At 66.5% G+C, this 17841-nt stretch carries 15 protein-coding genes; 6 read left to right on the top strand and 9 right to left on the bottom strand.

From position 1 onward, the window contains the following. The first annotated feature begins 2 nt into the window (after window positions 1-2). Window positions 3-923 (top strand): cytochrome c oxidase assembly protein, encoded by a 921-nt coding sequence (locus AC1DDG_RS16650; protein ID WP_476876900.1) that lies wholly within the window; start codon window positions 3-5, stop codon window positions 921-923. Between the two features lie 7 nt (window positions 924-930). Beyond that, the gene (locus tag AC1DDG_RS16645; RefSeq protein WP_476876899.1) at window positions 931-1605 is read left to right on the top strand and encodes a DUF1345 domain-containing protein; all 675 of its coding nucleotides are present in this window, start codon (window positions 931-933) and stop codon (window positions 1603-1605) included. Between the two features lie 79 nt (window positions 1606-1684). Here the strand turns inward: AC1DDG_RS16645 and AC1DDG_RS16640 are convergent, their stop codons facing one another. Continuing rightward, on the bottom strand, window positions 1685-2059 hold the full coding sequence (locus AC1DDG_RS16640) for a response regulator transcription factor (RefSeq protein ID WP_476876898.1): 375 nt from the start codon (window positions 2057-2059) through the stop codon (window positions 1685-1687). Between the two features lie 291 nt (window positions 2060-2350). Here AC1DDG_RS16640 and AC1DDG_RS16635 point away from each other — a divergent pair, with 291 nt between their 5' ends. Then, the gene (locus AC1DDG_RS16635) at window positions 2351-2800 is read left to right on the top strand and encodes an Hpt domain-containing protein (RefSeq protein WP_476876897.1); all 450 of its coding nucleotides are present in this window, start codon (window positions 2351-2353) and stop codon (window positions 2798-2800) included. On the opposite strand, the gene AC1DDG_RS16630 is transcribed toward AC1DDG_RS16635, so the two are convergent. Next, a complete protein-coding gene (locus AC1DDG_RS16630; RefSeq protein WP_476876896.1) occupies window positions 2754-3980 on the bottom strand; it encodes a glycoside hydrolase family 3 N-terminal domain-containing protein in 1227 nt (408 codons plus the stop codon). The genes AC1DDG_RS16635 and AC1DDG_RS16630 overlap by 47 nt on opposite strands. Window positions 3981-4193: 213 nt before the next feature. Here AC1DDG_RS16630 and AC1DDG_RS16625 point away from each other — a divergent pair, with 213 nt between their 5' ends. Further along, window positions 4194-5015 (top strand): sulfurtransferase, encoded by an 822-nt coding sequence (locus tag AC1DDG_RS16625; RefSeq protein ID WP_476876895.1) that lies wholly within the window; start codon window positions 4194-4196, stop codon window positions 5013-5015. Window positions 5016-5051: 36 nt separating this feature from the next. Here the strand turns inward: AC1DDG_RS16625 and AC1DDG_RS16620 are convergent, their stop codons facing one another. The 5 genes from AC1DDG_RS16620 to AC1DDG_RS16600 all read right to left on the bottom strand — a co-directional run bounded on the left by AC1DDG_RS16620 (window position 5052) and on the right by AC1DDG_RS16600 (window position 12710). Then, window positions 5052-5783, bottom strand: a complete 732-nt coding sequence (locus tag AC1DDG_RS16620) for a sortase domain-containing protein (protein ID WP_476876894.1) — start codon at window positions 5781-5783, stop codon at window positions 5052-5054. 3 nt (window positions 5784-5786) lie between these two features. Continuing rightward, window positions 5787-6425 (bottom strand): hypothetical protein, encoded by a 639-nt coding sequence (locus AC1DDG_RS16615; protein WP_476876893.1) that lies wholly within the window; start codon window positions 6423-6425, stop codon window positions 5787-5789. Between the two features lie 144 nt (window positions 6426-6569). Next, the gene (locus AC1DDG_RS16610; protein ID WP_476876892.1) at window positions 6570-7379 is read right to left on the bottom strand and encodes a hypothetical protein; all 810 of its coding nucleotides are present in this window, start codon (window positions 7377-7379) and stop codon (window positions 6570-6572) included. Between the two features lie 223 nt (window positions 7380-7602). Continuing rightward, complete coding sequence (locus AC1DDG_RS16605; RefSeq protein WP_476876891.1) at window positions 7603-7779, bottom strand: CsbD family protein; 177 nt, start codon at window positions 7777-7779, stop codon at window positions 7603-7605. A 233-nt stretch (window positions 7780-8012) separates the two neighbouring features. Next, window positions 8013-12710 (bottom strand): beta strand repeat-containing protein, encoded by a 4698-nt coding sequence (locus AC1DDG_RS16600; RefSeq protein ID WP_476876890.1) that lies wholly within the window; start codon window positions 12708-12710, stop codon window positions 8013-8015. Window positions 12711-12944: 234 nt separating this feature from the next. Here AC1DDG_RS16600 and AC1DDG_RS16595 point away from each other — a divergent pair, with 234 nt between their 5' ends. Both AC1DDG_RS16595 and AC1DDG_RS16590 read left to right on the top strand, forming a co-directional pair. Continuing rightward, the gene (locus AC1DDG_RS16595) at window positions 12945-14843 is read left to right on the top strand and encodes an O-antigen ligase family protein (protein ID WP_476876889.1); all 1899 of its coding nucleotides are present in this window, start codon (window positions 12945-12947) and stop codon (window positions 14841-14843) included. 350 nt (window positions 14844-15193) lie between these two features. Next, window positions 15194-15586, top strand: a complete 393-nt coding sequence (locus tag AC1DDG_RS16590) for a hypothetical protein (RefSeq protein ID WP_476876888.1) — start codon at window positions 15194-15196, stop codon at window positions 15584-15586. Between the two features lie 6 nt (window positions 15587-15592). Here the strand turns inward: AC1DDG_RS16590 and AC1DDG_RS16585 are convergent, their stop codons facing one another. Beyond that, complete coding sequence (locus AC1DDG_RS16585) at window positions 15593-16285, bottom strand: potassium channel family protein (protein WP_230118951.1); 693 nt, start codon at window positions 16283-16285, stop codon at window positions 15593-15595. Then, on the bottom strand, window positions 16278-17708 hold the full coding sequence (locus tag AC1DDG_RS16580; protein ID WP_476876887.1) for a TrkH family potassium uptake protein: 1431 nt from the start codon (window positions 17706-17708) through the stop codon (window positions 16278-16280). The genes AC1DDG_RS16585 and AC1DDG_RS16580 overlap by 8 nt, the downstream gene beginning before the upstream one ends. Window positions 17709-17841 lie beyond the last annotated feature (133 nt).

The following is a 17841-nucleotide window of genomic DNA, read 5'->3' as shown; positions in this document are numbered from 1 at the left end:
CCATGCCACCGTGGGATGTCGTCTGGACGTCGTGGACGCTTAACTGGCCGGCCCTTGCGCTGCTGCTTCTGGCCGCTGCTTTCTACGCCCGCGGCGTCCGGGCGGCCGGAAACCGCGGCATCACCTGGCCGTGGTGGCGGACGGCGACGTTTTACGTTCTGGGCCTGGGCAGCTTCGCCGTGCTCAGCTTCGGCTTTACGGGCGTCTACAGCCACGATCTCCGCTGGGTCTTCACGCTGAAGGTCACCTCGTACCTCTTCGTCGTCCCGTTGCTCGTGGCGGCGGGAAAGCCGCTCACCCTGGCCCGGAACTCCCTGGGCGCTGCCGGCGCTTCCCGCCTCGAGGGAATCCTGAACCACGGCGTGGTGCGCTCCCTGAGCAACACAGTGGTTGCTGCGCTGCTGGGGCTGGGCATGTTCAGCCTTTTCCTCACCCCGCTCTTCTTTCCGCTGCGGACCAGCCCGGTGTGGGACGTGGTCCTGACCGTATTCGTGCCGCTGCTCGGGATGCTGATGGCGGTGCCCATCATCGAGGACGGATCAGCCAAGGCCGTCAACTCGCTGATCATTGTCGAGTTCATCTACGTCTTTATCGAGCTCCTTGCCGATGCCGTGCCCGGAATCCTGATGCGGCTGAGCCCCGGGATCCTGGACGGGGCCGGGCGGATCGCGGCCGGACACCCCAGCTGGCAGCCGGGTCCTCTCCGGGACCAGCAGATGGCCGGAGACCTGCTGTGGTTCCTCGCCGAAATCGTCGATCTGCCGCTGATCATCCTGATGTTCGTCCGGTTCGCCCGCAGTGACCGCCACGAGGCCCGGACTTTCGACGACCTCACGGATGACGAGCTGGACGCCCTCAACCGCCAACATCTCAGCGGCCACGGCCAGCCAGCCGCCCGGCTTCCCGCCGTGGAACTGGAATGATCAGACCATGAGCACAACGGACAGGGCAGGGCACCGGGCCACGGAATTCGACAGGCCGGCCCATCATTCCCGGCTCCGCCTTCTGGTGATGGCCGTGGTGGGTATCGGCGCGGCCGTTGCGGTCGGGCTCCTGAAATCGTGGTCGTACGCACCTGCGCTGGGCTGGGCGGCCGCATGTGCCACGTATCTCATCTGGGTCTGGACCATCATCGGGGGACTGGAGGCCGGAGCCACGGCGGCGCATGCCCGGCGCGACGATCCCGGCAGGGCCGCCTCGGATGCCCTGGTGCTCGCCGCTACGATAGCCAGCTTCGGCGGGGTGGCCCTCATCCTGCTGGACGCCTCCACCAGTGAAGGCGGAGGGAAGGCAGCCATCATCGGTTTGGCGCTGGGAAGCGTGGCGCTGTCCTGGTTCCTGGTGCATACGCTCTTTGCCTTGCGCTACGCCTCGATTTACTACCGGGACAAGGCCGGGGTGGACTTCAACGAGGACAGGCCGCCGCGGTACCTGGACTTCGCTTACCTGTCCTTCACCGTCGGCATGTGTTTCCAGGTCTCGGACACCGACCTGAAATCCGACGCCATCCGCGGCACCGTGCTGCGCCACGCCCTGCTCTCGTACCTGCTGGGAGCCATCGTTCTGGCCACCACCATCAATCTTGTTTCCGGCCTGGTCCGCTGAGCGAAGAGTCCGCTGAGCGAAGAGTCCGCTGAGAGCCGCGAACATGCATTCTGTCTGGCAACCTCCAGCACCGCGGCGCCTAAGGTTGAGGGAGTTGCAGCCCGAGCGCCTCGTCGATTTGGGCTCTCAGTGCACGTGCGCGGAACGGTTTAGACATGACGGCGTTGGCTCCTGCCGAGACCAGGGCGTCCATCATCTCTTCGTGTCCCGTGAGCATGAGGATGTAGACGTGGCTGAAGCTCCTGATTCGGCGGATGACTTCCAGGCCTGTGATGTCGGGCAGCCCGAAGTCCAGGATCACGATGTCGGGGGAGTGCATGCGTACGGCGTCAACACCTGCGGTGCCTGTTTCTGCGAGTCGGGCGGTGACACCGGCCGTTTCCAGGATTGCATGAATAAGACCGCCGACGTCCGCGTCGTCTTCAACCACAACAGCAGTCCGGCTATCCGCCATCAAAATTCTCCTTAGGGCCGCCCCAGTATTGCCCCCTTGACGAAACCCTACCAAGACAAAGCCACGAGTCGTCCCGGGAAGGCGCCAGTGCGGGTCCGGCCGTAACTTGGGGAAAGCTGGGCCGATCTTGGGGATAGGCTGCATAGACTTTGAGGCTTCTGGAGAACACTTAGCGGTGCGCCGTACAGCGGCGTCGTGGTGCCTATGACGGATCGGAATGAGTGTGAACATCTCTCAACAGCGCAGCCGTCCCGGGGCTGTTCTCTGGCAGCGCCTGACCCGTAGTCCCACATGAGGACAGGTCAGCAGGCGGCGGGGACAAGGGCAGGACAACGGCCGCCCGTTCTTGACGACGTTGCTCTACGCATTCTTGCGGAGCAGGCCGGACAGAGCGTGGCGGACAGATTCTTTAGCGAGTACTTGGATTTGTTGCCGGCACGCTCGGCCAACATCGTTGCGGGTGTCGCGGCCGAGGACTTGGAAAGGACGTTGGACGCCGTAGTGAGCCTCAAAGTCACATCCGCAATGGTTGGGGCCCTGCAGATGGAGGACTGCGCCCGTGCACTGGAACGTCGGTTGCAGATCGGTCACTGGCCAAGTTCAGAGGCTGCCAGTTCCGTTCTTTCCAAGGAGCTGGCCCGCATCGTTTCCGAGGCCCGCAACCAGCGCGTCACCGGCCTCCTGAGGGGCGCCCCTAGTGCCCGGCCTTCACCGTCAGCACTTTCAGGGCCGCGGCATTGACCTCGGCCGCGAAGGCGGGGTTGTGCTGCGCGAGCTGCAGCACGGCGGCGGTCATGACCGGAATGTCCCGCGGGTTTGCGCACAGCAGCATGGTTCCGCCGGCGTGGATGAAGCCGGTGGCCCGGGCGCCCTTTGCCCACGGAGCCAGCTGCGCGGCATTGCAAAGGTCATCGGACAGGATGACCCCGGTGAAGTGCAGGTCCCCCCGCAGCATGGTGCGCATGATCACCGGCGAGAGCGGGGCGATGTGGCCGGCGTCGATGCGGTTGTAGTAGGCGCTGGACACCATGACCCAGCGCGCTCCCGCCTGGATGGCCGTCCGGAACGGCAGCAGGTAGGGGTCGGTGCGCGTGGTGACGGTGTCATGGACGTTGCGGCTGACGTCCGTGTTGAGGGTGACGCGGCCAAGGCCAGGGAAATGCTTGACCACAGGCGCGACGCCAGCCTGGCGCATGCCGGCGGCAAACGCCCAGCCGTGGCTGGAGACTGTCTGCGGCGTGAACCCGTATTCGCGGCCGAAGAAGCCGATGGGCGCGTTGTGCGGAGCGAACTGCGCATTCGGGACGGTGTCCAGAACCGGCGCCAGATTCAGGCTAAGCCCGGCGGCGCGCAGTTGGTTCCCCCAGACGCGCGCATTGGCCTGCAGCACCGCCGGCGCCTGCCTGCCCTGGGCCACCGCCGTCGGAATCACTGAGAAGCCCGGGCCGCTGAGGACTTGCACGAAGCCGCCTTCCTGGTCGGTCGCCACAGCGAGTCGGATGCCCCCGGTGGTGGCCGTCGATACGGTTGCCGTCATCCGGCGGACGACGGCGGCCGTGGCACCGGTGCCAGCGCGGCTGCGCCCCGCCAGGTACACACTGCCTACGTGGTATTTGGTGATATCGGACATGGTGTTGATGTCGGCGCCGGTGGCCGCAGAAGCAATCATGAAGAGCTGGCCCACACGCTGCGCCAGGGTGAGCCTGGCCAGCTGCTGCGCCGGGGTCAGCGCCGCCGCTGCCAGCGCACGGGGTGCCGGCGCCGCCGGCGCAGCGGTGGTGATGTGGGCGGGAGCCGCAACGTGGGTGCCGGCGGCCCGGCTCGCCTGCTTGCCGGGTGGAGGCGACGGCGGCGGGGCGCACGACGCCAAGGCGAGCAGGAGGGAGACTCCCAGGACCGAAATTTTTCTTAGTTCACGCATGGTCACACGGCTTGGCTGGGGCACTCATATATCCACCAGCGTACGCCGGTTCCGCTCTGTCCGTTGGCTATTTGGGGGTCCCGCCCGTCCGGCCGGACGGGCAGGGTCCGCCGTGGCCCCTCGACGTCGCGGGCAGCGAATGCGTCAGCCGCGCAGAGTCCGCATGTTGATATAGTCATCTCGCAATCCGAGACGGAGGATTACGCTGGAGCCATGCCGGAAGCAAGACATATTCAGCCCTTCGTGGACCTCCGATGGTGCGCAGGCCAGGGACGGCGGGTCGTCGTCGCGGACTCGCGCTGGTACCTGGACGGATCGTCCGGGCGGGACGCCTACAACCGCGGCCACCTCCCCGGCGCCGTGTTCGTCGACCTGGACCGCTGGCTTTCCGCGCCGGCGACGAAGGAATCCGGACGCAATCCGCTGCCTGATCCGGAGGTTTTCGCCGAAGGCATGCGGCAGAGCGGTATCAACGGCTCGGATATGGTGGTGGCCTACGACGATGCCGGCGGCGTCATTGCTGCCCGTCTGGTTTGGATGCTGCGGGTCACCGGACACGATGCCGCTGTCCTGGACGGCGGCATGGCGTCCTATGCCGGCGCGCTGGAGACCGCGGTTCCGGCAGCCGTGCCCGGGGACTTCACCGCCCGTCCCTGGCCGACCGGACTGCTGGCCGACATCACGGAAGCCTCAGCCGCAGCCACAGTCGTCGACGCCCGGAACCGTGACCGCTACCTTGGGCTGCAGGACCCCGTCGATCCCCGTCCCGGGCACATTCCCGGTGCGGTGAACGTGCCGTGCCGGGAGAATCTGGGGCCTTCGGGAAGGCTGGTCCCGCGGTCCCAGTTGCTGGAGAATTTCAGCCGGGCCGGGATTAGCTCTGCTCATGACACGGTCAACTATTGCGGCTCCGGGGTGACAGCCTGCCACAACCTGCTGGTGCTGGAGTACCTCGGCATGGGTCGGGGCAAGCTGTTCGTCGGCGGCTGGTCGCAGTATTCGCGTGCGTCGGAGCTGCCCGTCGGGACCGTCTGAGCGATTGGAACCGCGCAGCGGGTTGGTTTGGCCGGCCTACTTGGCCTTGAGCTTGGCGTACACCACGTAGTTGTCGTTGAACAGGCCGGTTGCGGGGTCGTACCCGTCGCAGGTGATGAGCCGCACCTCGGGCCCCTTGGTGTTGCCGTACACCTGCAGTGTGGGGAAGCTGTTCTTGCTGTAGGCGGCAGCTTTTGCAACCGTGAAGGCCACCGTGCTGTGGTCGGCCCGGCGCACCGCGATCTCGTCGCCGGGCTTCAGGCTGCGGAGGTTCGCGAAGACCCCGGGGCCGCCGCTTGTCGAGTTGACGTGGCCCAGGAACACGGCCGGACCGGTGTCGCCCGGCGCGGGGGAGCCGCTGTACCAGCCCGCGGGTGCGCCAGGGCCATCCGGCGGCACCTCCAGCGACTTGTTGGCCCGGAGCGCCAGCTTCACGAGCGGCGACTGCACGCCGATGGCCGGAACACTCAGCGCCACGGGTGCCGGAGCCGGCCGGGCAGGGGAGGGGACCTTGGCCGCCTTGGCCGCTGCCGCCGTCGGGCTTTTAATCTGCGGCGCCTTATTGGACGGAACGGCCGACGGCGATGCGGCACCCGACGCTGCGGCTCCGGTCTGCGGTCCGCCGGTTACCGATGGGGCGGCCGCTTGACCGGCTGCCCCGCAGCCGCCCAGGGCCAGTCCGCAAAGGACCAGGAGGGAGACCGCGGCGGACGGGAGGGTGCCTCTGCGCGGGATGCCTTTGTGTGGCCGCATCGATGGGAGTGCCATGGCTTAGTGGTGTTCCTTCCAGCACGCCAGGATGGTGGTGGACACCTGGTAGGCGAACGCGGTGGGGGTTGCGCCGTGGGGGCCGACGGCGGCCGGCAGCTTGGTGGCGTCGACGTACAGGGTGTTGTTGTCCTTGAGGAAGACGACCGAACCGCCGTCCGTCTGGTAGGCGGGGAAACCCAGGTTGGCGAGGCCCTTGATGGGTGCTGTACCGCCGATCTTGCCGGCCAGGGCGTCGAAGTACTTCCGCGCGGAGGCCGGGTCTGCTGATTCCTTGACGGAGATCACCAGGGGCCCTTCGGCGAGGTGGTAGGTGCAGGTAAAGGTCGTGTCGGCCCAAGTGGAGACGCTGTGCGGTGCGGCCTTCAGCTGCAATATCTCGGAGACGTTGTCCTGGGTATCCGGCCCGCAGACCATTTTGGCGGCCTCGGACGGGCTGTCCTGGGACTCGGTGGCGGGTGCCGTGGAGGGCGCCGTGGCTGCGGAGTGGTCGCCGGAGTGCTTCGCTGCCGGCGACTCCGAGGCCGGTGCCGTGGATGCTGATCCGGGTGCTCCGGCCGCCGCCGCGCATCCGGACAGCAGCAGCGACGCCACCGCCAGTGATCCCAGCAGGTGCTTACGGTTTCTGTTTGTCTTGCTCATGGTGGCCCTGTCCTTCGCAATGTGTCCTGCAAGGGGACCTGCAGGAGCCGGTGGCACGGGCAGAGTGCCGGTTGCCGGGAAACGTAGAGCTCCGCAGCAGCCGGCACTCATGCCCGTGTTGATGCCGGCGTGGTCAGTCCTGGCTTAGGCTGCCTGTGCGGCCTTGCGGCGACGGATCACGTAGGTGCCGCCGGCCGCGGCGGCGAGAACGAGGCCGCCGCCCAGGGCGAGGGTCCCGGCGTCGGTACCGGCTGCGGTACCGGCGGTCTGCTGGGCGACGCCGGTGTCAGCGCCTCCGACCGGCATGTTCATCTGGCCCATGGCCAGCGTGCCGCACAGTGCCGGCGACGTCGCGGCGAGCGGCAGGGACGGGACGAGGTCGCTCTTGGCTGCCTGGCCGGCCGCGCTCAGCGTGGCGGGGTCCAGGCCGTGGACTACCACCACGGCGGTGCCGGAATCGAGCGCAGCCTTGGTTTCGGCGTTCAGGTCGAAGGTGCGGTCAATGGTGTAGCTGCCGCCCTGGCCGGCGACCTTGAGGTCCAGGCCTGCGGCCGGGCTGGTGTCGCCCTTGGTGGAGAGCGTGGTGCCGATCTTGCCGTAGGACGGTGCGCCTTCGGTGGTGGAGATGACGCCGTCGCCATTGGCATCCGCGGCCGGGCCGGGGCACTGGCCCGCGGCGCCGACGTGGATGTGCTGGACGTGCGGGTATGGCGCGTCCATGAAGGTAGGGGCGAGGCCGGAGACGTTCAGCACGGCGTGGGCCTGGTTGCCGGTGACGTCGACGGTGACGGTGCCAGACGCGGAGCTGCCGTTGAGCTGGCCGAGCGTGGCCTGGTAGGAGTGCGTGGTGCCGGTTTGAGCCGGGGCTTCATGGGCCATGGCTGGAGCGCCGGAGAGGGCGAGTGCACCCAGGGCAAGCGTGGGAACTGCCATGAAGCGAAGTGTCTTGTTCATCGGAAAGCATTCTCCTCGTGCAAGTGGTGGTGGTTCTCCCCTGACAGGGACACATGCAGTTCGGAGCGATGGTGGAGCCGGATGGGTGGAAAGGTGATCCGGTGCACTTATGTGGTGGGGAACGCCGTCGCGAGGCGCGCCTGTGGCGAGGTTCGCCGTCCCGGCACACAATGAGACCCCGTCCAGGATCGGCTGAATGGGGCCTCACGTCTCAAGCTGGGACCTAGTGCCGCCTGAAGGCGTCCTTGATCTTTTCGCCCGCCTGCTTGAGGTCGGCGCGGAGATGGTGCCCTCGGCCTTCAGCCCTAAGCCGTTCGTTACCGGTGGTGCGTCCGGCTGCTTCCTTGCTTCTGCCGTGGAGTTTCTCGGCGGCATTGTGGATCTTGTCTCCCAAACCCATCGTGACCTCCTTCTCGAGTGGCCAGTGCGACCCTACTGGCGCGTAGGCCACGTCTATATTTTACGGGCGGACTACCCAGAAAGATCCTGCGCGGGGCGCCAGCTTTCCTGGGGAAGGCGGTTCCACGCCACGGCCGGATTCCCTGTTTAAGCGGCCACGGCCGCCGCAACGCCTGGTGTGTTCAGGTGCTGCGACGGCCGTGGCCTTTATCTGTGCCCGGGTGTGCGGTTTGCCTAGCTCACCGCGGCCGTGGCCGCGGAGGTTTTGGCCGCCGTCGTGTAGCCGGTCTTGGCACCGGTGACCGTGACGGTCAGGGTCTTGCCGCTGACGGCCAATACCGGTTTGTAGGTGCTGCCGGTGGCGCCAGTGATCGCGACCCCGTTCGCATTCCACTGGTATTTCAACGTGACCGGCGCGGGACCCCATACGCCGGGCGTTGCCGTCAGGATGGACCCGACCTTGGCCGTGCCTGTGATCGTGGGCACCGGTGCGGTCAGGGTTCCCGGTGCCACCTTTGCCGTGATCGCGGAGGTCTTGGCCGCCGCGGTGTAGCCGGCCTTGGAGCCGGTGACGGTGACGGTCAGGGTCTTGCCCAGCACGGTGGTTGCCGGTTTGTAGGTGCCGGCGGTGGCGCCGGTGATGGCGATGCCGTTGGCCTTCCACTGGTACTTCAAGGTGACCGGTGCCGGTCCCCAGGTGCCTGTTGCGGTGAGGGTGGAGCCGACCTTGGCCGCGCCGGTGATGACCGGTAGGGGCGCGGTCAGCGTTCCGGCGGCGACCTTTGCTGTGATCGCCGAGGTCTTGGCCACCGCGGTGTAGCCGGCCTTGGCGCCGGTGACGGTGACGGTCAGGGTCTTGCCTAGCACGGTTGTTGCCGGCTTGTAGGTACTGGCGGTGGCGCCGGTGATGGCGATGCCGTTGGCCTTCCACTGGTACTTCAGCGTGACCGGTGCCGGACCCCACACGCCCGTTGCGGTCAGGGTGGACCCGACCTTGGCGGTGCCCGTGATCTTCGGTGCGGGCACGGTCAGCGTCCCGGCCGCGACCTTGGCCGTTGCCGTGCTCGCTTTGGCCGCGGTGGTGTAGCCGGCCTTGGACCCGGTGACGGTAACGGTGACGGTCTTGCCCAGGTCCGTTGCCGTGGGCTTGTAGGTGCCTGCGGTGGCGCCGGTGATGGTGACGCCGTTTGCCTTCCACTGGTACTTCAGCGTGACCGGTGCGGGACCCCAGGTGCCCGGGGTTGCGGTCAGGGTGGAGCCCACCTTGGCCGTGCCGGTGACCTTCGGGACCGGTGCGGTCAGGACCGGGTTGAGGGCCATGACAGTACCTGTTGCCACTGAGGTCTTGGCCGCGGTGGTGTACCCGGTCTTGGTCCCCGTGACGGTGACAGTGATGGTCTTGCCAACATCCGCCGTCGTGAGTTTGTAGGTGCTGGCGGTGGCGCCGGCGATGGCGAGCCCGCTGGCAGTCCCGTTGGCTTTCCACTGGTAGGTCAGCGCGACCGGTGACGGTCCCCACGAGCCGGGGGCCGCGGTCAGGGTGGACCCGGCCTTTGCTGTGCCCGTGACGGTGGGCACCGGTGCGGTCAGCGGCTGGTTCGCGGCCGCGTACGACAGGTCGTGCGTGGTGGCGCTGCCACCGACAACGGCTACGGGAGTGGCCGTTGCTTCGGTGGTCGCGTTGCCCGAGTAGAGGTCACCGGCAGCCAGGCCGCCATGCACGCGGATAACGTACTTGCCTGTCGTGAGACCGCTGATGCTGTACTTTCCCGCTGCTGTGGTGCTGCCGTCCCGGGTCACCAGCGAGCCGTCCGGTGTGTAGGCCTGGACGAACGCGTTGACCACTGGCTGCCCGGCCTTGTCCAGGACGGTTCCGGTGACGGACCCGCCTGCTGTCAGGGCGGCATCGATGTTCTGCACGGCCTGGCCCGTGGTCACCGGGATGGCTTGGGCCTGAGAAGCGCCGGCCGACTCGGGCTTGTTCTGGTAGAACTGCGCTTCTTCCTGTGAATAGCCGCTGGAGCGGTTAAAGGCCACCTTGTAGGAACCGGCCGCGAGGCCGACCACGCTGTAGTTGCCCGTGGCGTCCGTGTAGCCGTTCTTGACGGTCTTGCCGGCAGGGTCGAGCACGGAGAGCGGGTAGCCATTCGTGCCGGTGCCGGTGATCTTGCCCTTGATGGACGCGCCGGTTGTCACCGTCATATCGACGCCCGGCATGGTCTGCTCGACGGCGATAGTCAGCGCCTTCGCGGTGGCGGCGCTGGTGCCGCCGTACCAAAGGTCTTCAGCCCCGCTTTGGCCGCCGGAAAAATGCAGCTTGTAGGTGCCGGCATCCAGTCCGATAACGGAGTATGTGCCGTCCGGACTCACGTAGCCGGGGCTGGAGGATCCGTCGATGACGCCCGTCTTGGTGGCGTATACCTGCGCCGCGTTGAGGTTCGTTCCCGCCGGAGCGGTGATCTTGCCGCTGATCACGCCGCCCTTGACCAAAGTGGTGTCGGCCACCGCCAGGGTCTGGCCCTCGGTCACTGTTACGGGCGTTGCCGCGGCCATGCTGGACGCCTTGTTGTACCACTGCGGCAGCGTTCCGGAGCCGTAGGAGCTGAACTGGATTTTGTAGCTGCCCGGCCTCAGCCCGCGGATGGAGTACGTGCCGTCGAAATTCGAGTAGGTGGAGCCGGCCATGGCGTTGTCGCTGGTGTTGAAGGCAGTGACGGAGACGTTCGAGGAGTAGTCGGCTGCCGGCAGCGTGACTTTGCCGCTGATGGTGGCACCCTTGGCAAGGGTGGCGTCAATTGCCGCGCGGTCCTGGCCCGCGGTGAGCGTGATCGGCGTGGCCTCCGCCTGGGTCTGGACGTTGTTGTACCACTCGTCCAGGGCCCCGGAGTTGTAGTTTGAGAAGTTGACTTTGTAGGTTCCCGCGAGAAGTCCCTTGACGGCGAAAGTACCGTCTGCGTTTACGCGCCCGTAGCTGCCGTAGGCGCTTCCCTCAGCGGTGGCCGACACGTTGACCATCGACAGGTCGACGCCGGCAGGAGACGTGAGCTTGCCGCTGATGGACGCGCCCTTGATCAGGGTGGCGTTGATGCCCGTGAGATCCTGGCCGGCCGTGACGGGCAGTGCCGTGGCCGTATCGATGGTGGTGCCGTTCGCGTACCACTGGTTCAGGGCCCCGGAGTCATACCCCGAAAACTGGACCTTGTAGTTTCCGGCGCGGAGGCCGGTGACCTTGAATCCGCCGTCGGCCTGCACCTGGACACTGATCGGATACGCCCTGAAGTTGTCAGCGTTGTAGACGGAGGCTTCTACCCGGGCCAGATCGACTCCGGCAGGAGCTGTGACCTTGCCGCTGATTGATGCGCCCTTGATAAGGACCGTGTCATCGAGAGCCAGTTGCTGGCTGGCCGTGACGGGGACGGGCGTCGACTCGGTGAACGTCAATGCGCCGCCGTACCACTGCTCGAGTGCCCCCGAGGTTCCTGCGCTGAACTGGACCCTGTAGGACCCGGCTGCAAGGCCGGCGAAGTTGTAGGAGCCGTCGGCCGTGACCTGCACGGATCCCGCGTAGGAGTAGCTGTCCGACGTGAAGAGATAGGCCTGCACTGCGGACAGGTTGACGCCGGCAGGGGCCGTGACCTTGCCGGAAATTGACGCGCCCTTGACCAGAGTGGCATTGATGCCGCCATGGTCCTGGCCCTCTGTGAGAGTGAGGGGGGTTGCGGTTTCGAAGGTTGACGCTCCCGCATACCACTGCTGCAGCGTGGCGGTGTTGTAGCCGGCGAACTGCACTTTATAGCTGCCTGACGGGAGACCGGCCACCTTGTACGTGCCGTCGTCGTTGACCGAGGAGGAAGCCACGTAGTTGGGGTTCGTTCCGCCGGCCTGGTAGACCGTGGCCTGAATTGAGCTGACGTCGACGCCGGCAGGGGCGGTGACTGTTCCGCTGACGGACGCGCCCATGACCAGGGTCGCGTCGATCCCGGTACGGTCCTGGCCCGCGGCGAGTGTCACGGGCGTGGCCGTCGCTTCGGAGGAGGCGCCGGCGTACCACTGCTGCAGAAGGCTGCTGTTGTACCCGGAGAACCGGACCTTGTAGCTGCCCGCCGGCAGGCCGTTTACCTTGTACGTGCCGTCGTCGTTGACCTGGGAGGATCCCGCGTAGCTTCCGCTTGCCGAGGTGACGTCGGCCTGCAAGGAGCCAGCTTCCACACCGGCAGGAATTGTAACTTTGCCGCTGATGGAGGCGCCCCTGACGAGCGTCGCGTTGATTCCGCTAAGATCCTGGCCTGTCGTGAGCGCCACCGGCGTGGCGGTCTCGGACGACGACGCTCCCGAATGCCACTGGGTAATGACGCCCGAGTTGTTTCCGAAGAACTGGATTTTGTAGCTGCCGGCCGGTATGCCGCGGACCGTGTAGCTGCCGTCCTGGCCAACCTGTCCGTAGCCGGAGTACCAGTCGGTGCCAGTGCTGCTGACCGAGACGCCGACCGAGCTGGGGTCGATGCCTGCGGGGACCGTGACGCGGCCGCTGATGGAGGCGCCCTTGACGAGGGCTGCGTTGATGCCGGGCAGGCTTTGGCCGGCCGTGAGGGTGACGGGTGTGGCTGACTCGAAGGACGTTGCGCCTGAGTACCATTGGGCCATTGCACCGGAGTCGCCACCGAATTGGACCTTGTAGGAGCCTGCCGGAAGGCCGCTGACAGTGTAGCTGCCGTCCTCCGCGACCTGGCCGTAAGCGGAATACCAGTCGGTGCCGGTGCTATTGACCGAAACGCCGACAGAGGTGAGCTCGACCCCTGCCGGTGCCGTGACCTTTCCGCTGATGGACGCATCCGACAGGTCGGCGGCGTTGGCCGGCGTGATGCCGAGCAGCACCAGCGCTGACAGAACCGATAATAAGACGGCGATCCGAAAACGGAATCGCCTGCTCAAAGCGAGCATTTTTACCCCCCCATGGGTCATGCAGCGGCTGGGCCGCATCATTTAATTGTCAAAGAACGCTTCAGTGTAACCGCCCTAAATGAAATTCAAAGCAGCGGTTCCCAAAGTCGCCGCTATATGTCCAATCGAGTTAGTAATCTTGTCTTCCGGCCGGGCTTAAATAGCCCTGCGTCAGGAGACGCCCGTTATATTGGAGTAATCTCCCTGAAAGGTCGCCACCCGAGCATGAAGCAAGCGATGACCCGGCTGCCCGGCCTCTGCATCATCGTGATGGCAGGATCAATCCTGGTGTTCCAGCCCGGGGGGCTCTTCAGGTTCGTCTGGATCAAGCTGCTCGTGGTGATCATCGCCGTCCTCGCAGGCCTGCTGTCTCCGCTGCGGGCCCGGATTCCCCTGGCAGTGCAGGCGGCGACGGCCGCGTGCGTGGTATGGATCGGCGTCGCTATGCTCTTGTCTGATACGCCGCTGGCCAGCATGGCCGGACGCTGGCCGCGTTATGAGGGACTGTTGACGCTTGGCGTCTATGTGGCAGTCTTCGCGGTGGGCGCGAAAGTCCTGGGCGGTGAGTCGGCTGTCCAGAGACGCAAGCTTCTCAGTCTGTCCCTTGCCGCCGTCGCCTTGGTTCTGCTGCTTATCGCTGTACTGGAAAACGCTGGTTTGCGGCCGCTGGGCGGGGCGGCCGACGTGCGGCCGGGCGCCACGTTGGGAAACGCCACGGACCAGGGCCTGGTCGGGTTCGTCATCGCGGGAGTGCTGTCCGCCGCTGCTGGCTTCGAGCAGGGCTGGCAGCTTTGGCTGCGGCGGGCAGGTCTGTTTGCCGCTGCGGGGGTGGCGGTCCTTTCTGGCTCCAGGGCCGCCCTCGCGGGGCTCCTGATCGTGGCGTTGTTTGGGACCTATATGTGGATGCGGAGCCGGTCCTGGTCGTGGCCAAGGATCGCGGCCGGTGCCGTGCTGGCTGCCGCGGGAGTGGTCATCGGAGTCCTGCTGATCCCCGCCGCGCGTGACCGCCTGCTGTCCGCAGGAACCGTGGACGGGCGCTGGCTGCTGTGGGACCGGACCCTTGGCCTGATCGGCGCCGATCCGGTCTTTGGCGTCGGCCCCAGCGGCTTCGTTGATGCGCTGCCGGCGTATCTGAACGAGGAGTGGGCACGGTCCGTGGGCGACAGTTTCCCTGCCGATTCGCCCCACAGCTGGCCGCTGCAGGCATTGGCCGCCGGCGGCGTTCCGTTGCTGTTGTTGGTCCTTGTTCTCGGGGCGGTTGCCTTGCTGGCCGTCGCCCGGCGCATGAAGAAAGCCCCGTGCGGTACAGACCGCCGCTACCTTGCTGTGGTGGTGGTGACCGTGGCCGCATACGGTCTGGCGCTGCTGACGCACTTTATGTCGATCGGCACCACGGCTCTGGTGGCCTTCCTGTGCGGCGGGCTGGTGGGGCGCGATGGACCAGACTTCTCTGTCTTCGGTTCGCGGGCGATGGCCAGCGAGATTCCGGCCAAGCTGACGGCAATGGCAGCGGGCATGTTCCGGCCCGCGGCCTCGACGGCGGCCGGCCTGGTTCTCGCCGCGGCGGCCCTGGCCATTGCCGTCCCCGCCACTCTTGCAGAATGGCCTATGGGCGCTGGCGCCAAGGCTGCCGCGGCAGGCGACGTTGCCCTCGCCGAGCAGGAGTTCCAGCAGGCGCATCAACTCAGGCCGTGGGACAGCGACACCGCACTGCTCGCCGCCCAGGCGTTTGCCGGCCCGGCGACGGCGGGAGACCAGCGGGCGGCCCGGTACGCCGTCGAATGGGGGAGCCTCGCGCGGGAACGTACGCCGCGCTCGCAGGAGGCAGGAACGGCCCTGGCAATCGGATACCTCTACAGCGGGGATCTTGGCGCGGCCAAGAATCTGCTGGACGGCCTGGTCCGGGAGGCCCCATACTCCACCGGGCTCTACGTTCACCGCGGCGTGGCACAGTTCGGCCTGGGGCAGACGGCCGGGGGGATAGCGGATCTGGAGCACGCGGCAGCCCTCGATCCTGGGCTGGACACGCCCTGGCGCATCCTCGCCAACATCTATGTGCGGATGGGCAACGCCGAAGCCGCGCAGGCCGCCAGTCAGCATGCAGATACGTTGTCCGGCCGCTAGGCATAATTACCAGCCGTCGATCTGCGGTACATATTTCTCTGTCCAGGGGGAAATTAATGGTCCGTAAATTGAACTCACTATAAACATTTCGGAGCGAGTAGTTCTTAAGCTAAGAACGACGCAGGATTGGATCAAGAAAAGCGCAGTTTTTGGAAAATGATCCTTAATTTGATCTTCCGGTGCTATTGTCCGGCCCGCGAAACCTGCGTCGGGTTGGCAAAAGAGTGGTGCGGTTTGATGCCCCGCCAGGAAACAGCGCGGACACAGAAGGAGCACCATTTCGAAACCCTGCAGAAAACTTCGTGGTGCAGGCTGGACATGCAGAACCGGATCGGTGAAAGGAGCCAGTGATGATGACGGATGAGGACCTTGAGGTGCGTTCGTGCGCGGAGCTTTCGGCGGGGGAGGAGATCGAGGCCTGGCACCGCGGACGACTGGCACACCGGGGGACAGTGGCCAGCACGCTCGAAGAGATCGGCCTGATCTGGATCATCGATGCCCGGACCGGTGCGCGCCGGCTGCTGGATCTCGAGCAGCTCAGCGTCAGGCGGATTCCGATGGGAAAGCCAGCCGCCGCCGTCGGGAGTCTCAAGCCGGCGGCCGCGGAGAAGTCCGCCGCCGGCCAGCCGCCCGCCGTCGGGAATCTCAAGCCGGCCGCCGCCGCAAAACGGAAGCCGTCAGCCGCCCCGAAACCGAAGCCTGCCGCCAGCCTGAGGCAGGTCGCCTTCATCGAGGCGGGGTGACGTCCGTCAGGTGAGGTTGCTGAACCGCTCGGCCTGGGTCTTGCTGCCCTGAACTATGACCTGGTCCTCCTCGTAGAGGACGGTCTGCGCAGTGGTGTGGCCCCAGATTCCGCCGGGGCGCTTGACCGCCACGATGGTGATTCCGTACTTGTCCCGCAGGCCCAGCACACCAAGCGGGCGGTCGCGTGCCTCGGTCGGCGGGCTGGTGCGGATCATCACGAAGTCGTCCTCGAATTCGACGTAGTCCAGCAGGGAGCCGCGGACCAGGTGGGCCACGCGCTTGCCCATGTCGTGCTCCGGCCGGATCACGTGGTCAACGCCGAGCTGGTTCAGGATCTCGGCGTGGGGCTCGCTGATGGCCTTGGCCCAGATCTGCGGCTTCTTGAAGGTGAGCAGGCGCGACGTGGTCAGGATGCTGGCCTCGATGTCGCTGCCGATCCCCACCACGGCGCGGTCGAACTCGTGGACCGAGAGCTGGCGCAGCACTTCTTCCCTGGTGGAGTCCGCACGGACCACGTGCGTCAGCCGCCCGTTGTAGGACTGGACGGTCTCCTCGTTGGAGTCGATGCCGAGCACCTCGGTGCCCTGCGCCTCCAGTTCCAGGGCCAGCGAACCGCCGAAGCGGCCCAGGCCGATCACCACCACGGAGTCCGCCTGGGCAACACTGTTGGCGGAGCGGGAGAAGATGTTCTTAGCCAATGAGGGGCCTTTCCTTGGGGTACTCGTAGAGCGGCGGGCGTTCGCGCAGCGCCAGCGCGGCGCCGAGGGTGACCGGGCCGAGGCGTCCGACGAACATCAGCAGGATCAGGACGAGCTGGCCGGCGGGCGGCATGGCCGCCGTGATCCCGGTGGTGAGCCCAACCGTGGCGAACGCCGAGATAACCTCGAACAGGATCCGTTCCTGCCCGAACTCCGTGATGAGCATGAGGAACACGGTGGAGCCCACCACCAGTGCCATGGCCAGCAGCACCAGCGTGATGGCCTGGCGGTGCACGGCGCGGGAAAGGCGCTTGCCGAAGATATTGACGGTGGTTCCGCCCCGCAGTTCGGTGGCGAGGATGAAGAACAGCACGCCGAACGTGGTGATTTTCAGGCCGCCGGCGGTTCCGGCCGGGCCGCCGCCGATGAGCATCAGGATGTCCATCCCTAGCCAGGACACCGGCTGCATCTGGCCGATGTCGATGCTGTTGAACCCCGCCGTGCGCGTCATGACCGACTGGAAGAACCCGGCCAGGACGCGCTCGCCGGGCTGGAGTCCGCCCAGCGTTGCCGGATTGGACCATTCGACGGCGGTGACGAAGACGGTGCCGGCGACCAGCAGGACGGCCGTGCCCACCAGGACCAGCTTGGTGTTCATGCTCCAGTGGATGGGCCGGCGGTACTGCCGGCGGAGTTCGAACAGCACCGGGAAGCCGAGTCCGCCGATGATCACCGCCGCGGCGACGGGCAGGCAGATCCAAGGGTCACCGGCAAACCCGATGAGCTTATCCGTGTATAGGGCGAATCCGGCGTTGTTGAACGCGGACACGGAGTGGAAGACGCCGTGCCAGAGCGCGCGGGCGGGGGCGTAGCCGTAGCCGGTCACGAACCGGGCCGCCAGGATCCCGGCGAGCAGGACCTCCACTGTCAGGCTGATCGCCAGGACGCCGAGCAGCACCCGGCGGACATCGCCGAAGCCGGTGGTTTTCGTTTCGGCGGCCGCTGAGAGGCGCGAACGAAAGCCCAGCCTGCGGGCCATGAGCACGCCCAGGAGGGTGCCGAAGGACATCACGCTGAACCCGCCCGCCTGGACCAGGGCCAGGATGACCACCTTGCCGAAGCCGGTCCAGTACACCGGGGTGTCAACGGTGATGAGCCCGGTCAGACAGACCGACGACGTGGACGTGAACAGGGCATCCAGGAAGGGCGCAGGCTCGGTGCCGTTCCTGGACATGGGGAGCATCAGCAGGAGAGTCCCCACCGCCACCGCCGCCGCGAATCCGAGGACGATCACCTGGGCCGGATGCTGGGGTGCGAAAACGTCCAGAATGCGGGGGAAAACCTTCGATCCCCCGTACCGGCGGCCACGCTTGGCCCCGCCGGAAGCGGCAGGCCGGGCCTTGGAACCGCGAACGTCGTGCATACGCGTCACGCTACCACCGGAGAATCCGCAGGGGGCCGCTGGGGGACGCCCTGAAGCAGGCGTTAAGAAAGCGTTAAGATCCCGGGTTCCGGCCCGCGCCGGGAAGGTGTCGGTGCTACGCTCCCATGGTTCA

The organism is Arthrobacter sp. 10L430 (assembly GCF_056395245.1).
The sequence above is the reverse complement of the archived record's forward strand: the minus strand, read 5'-3'. Positions and strand labels throughout refer to the sequence as shown.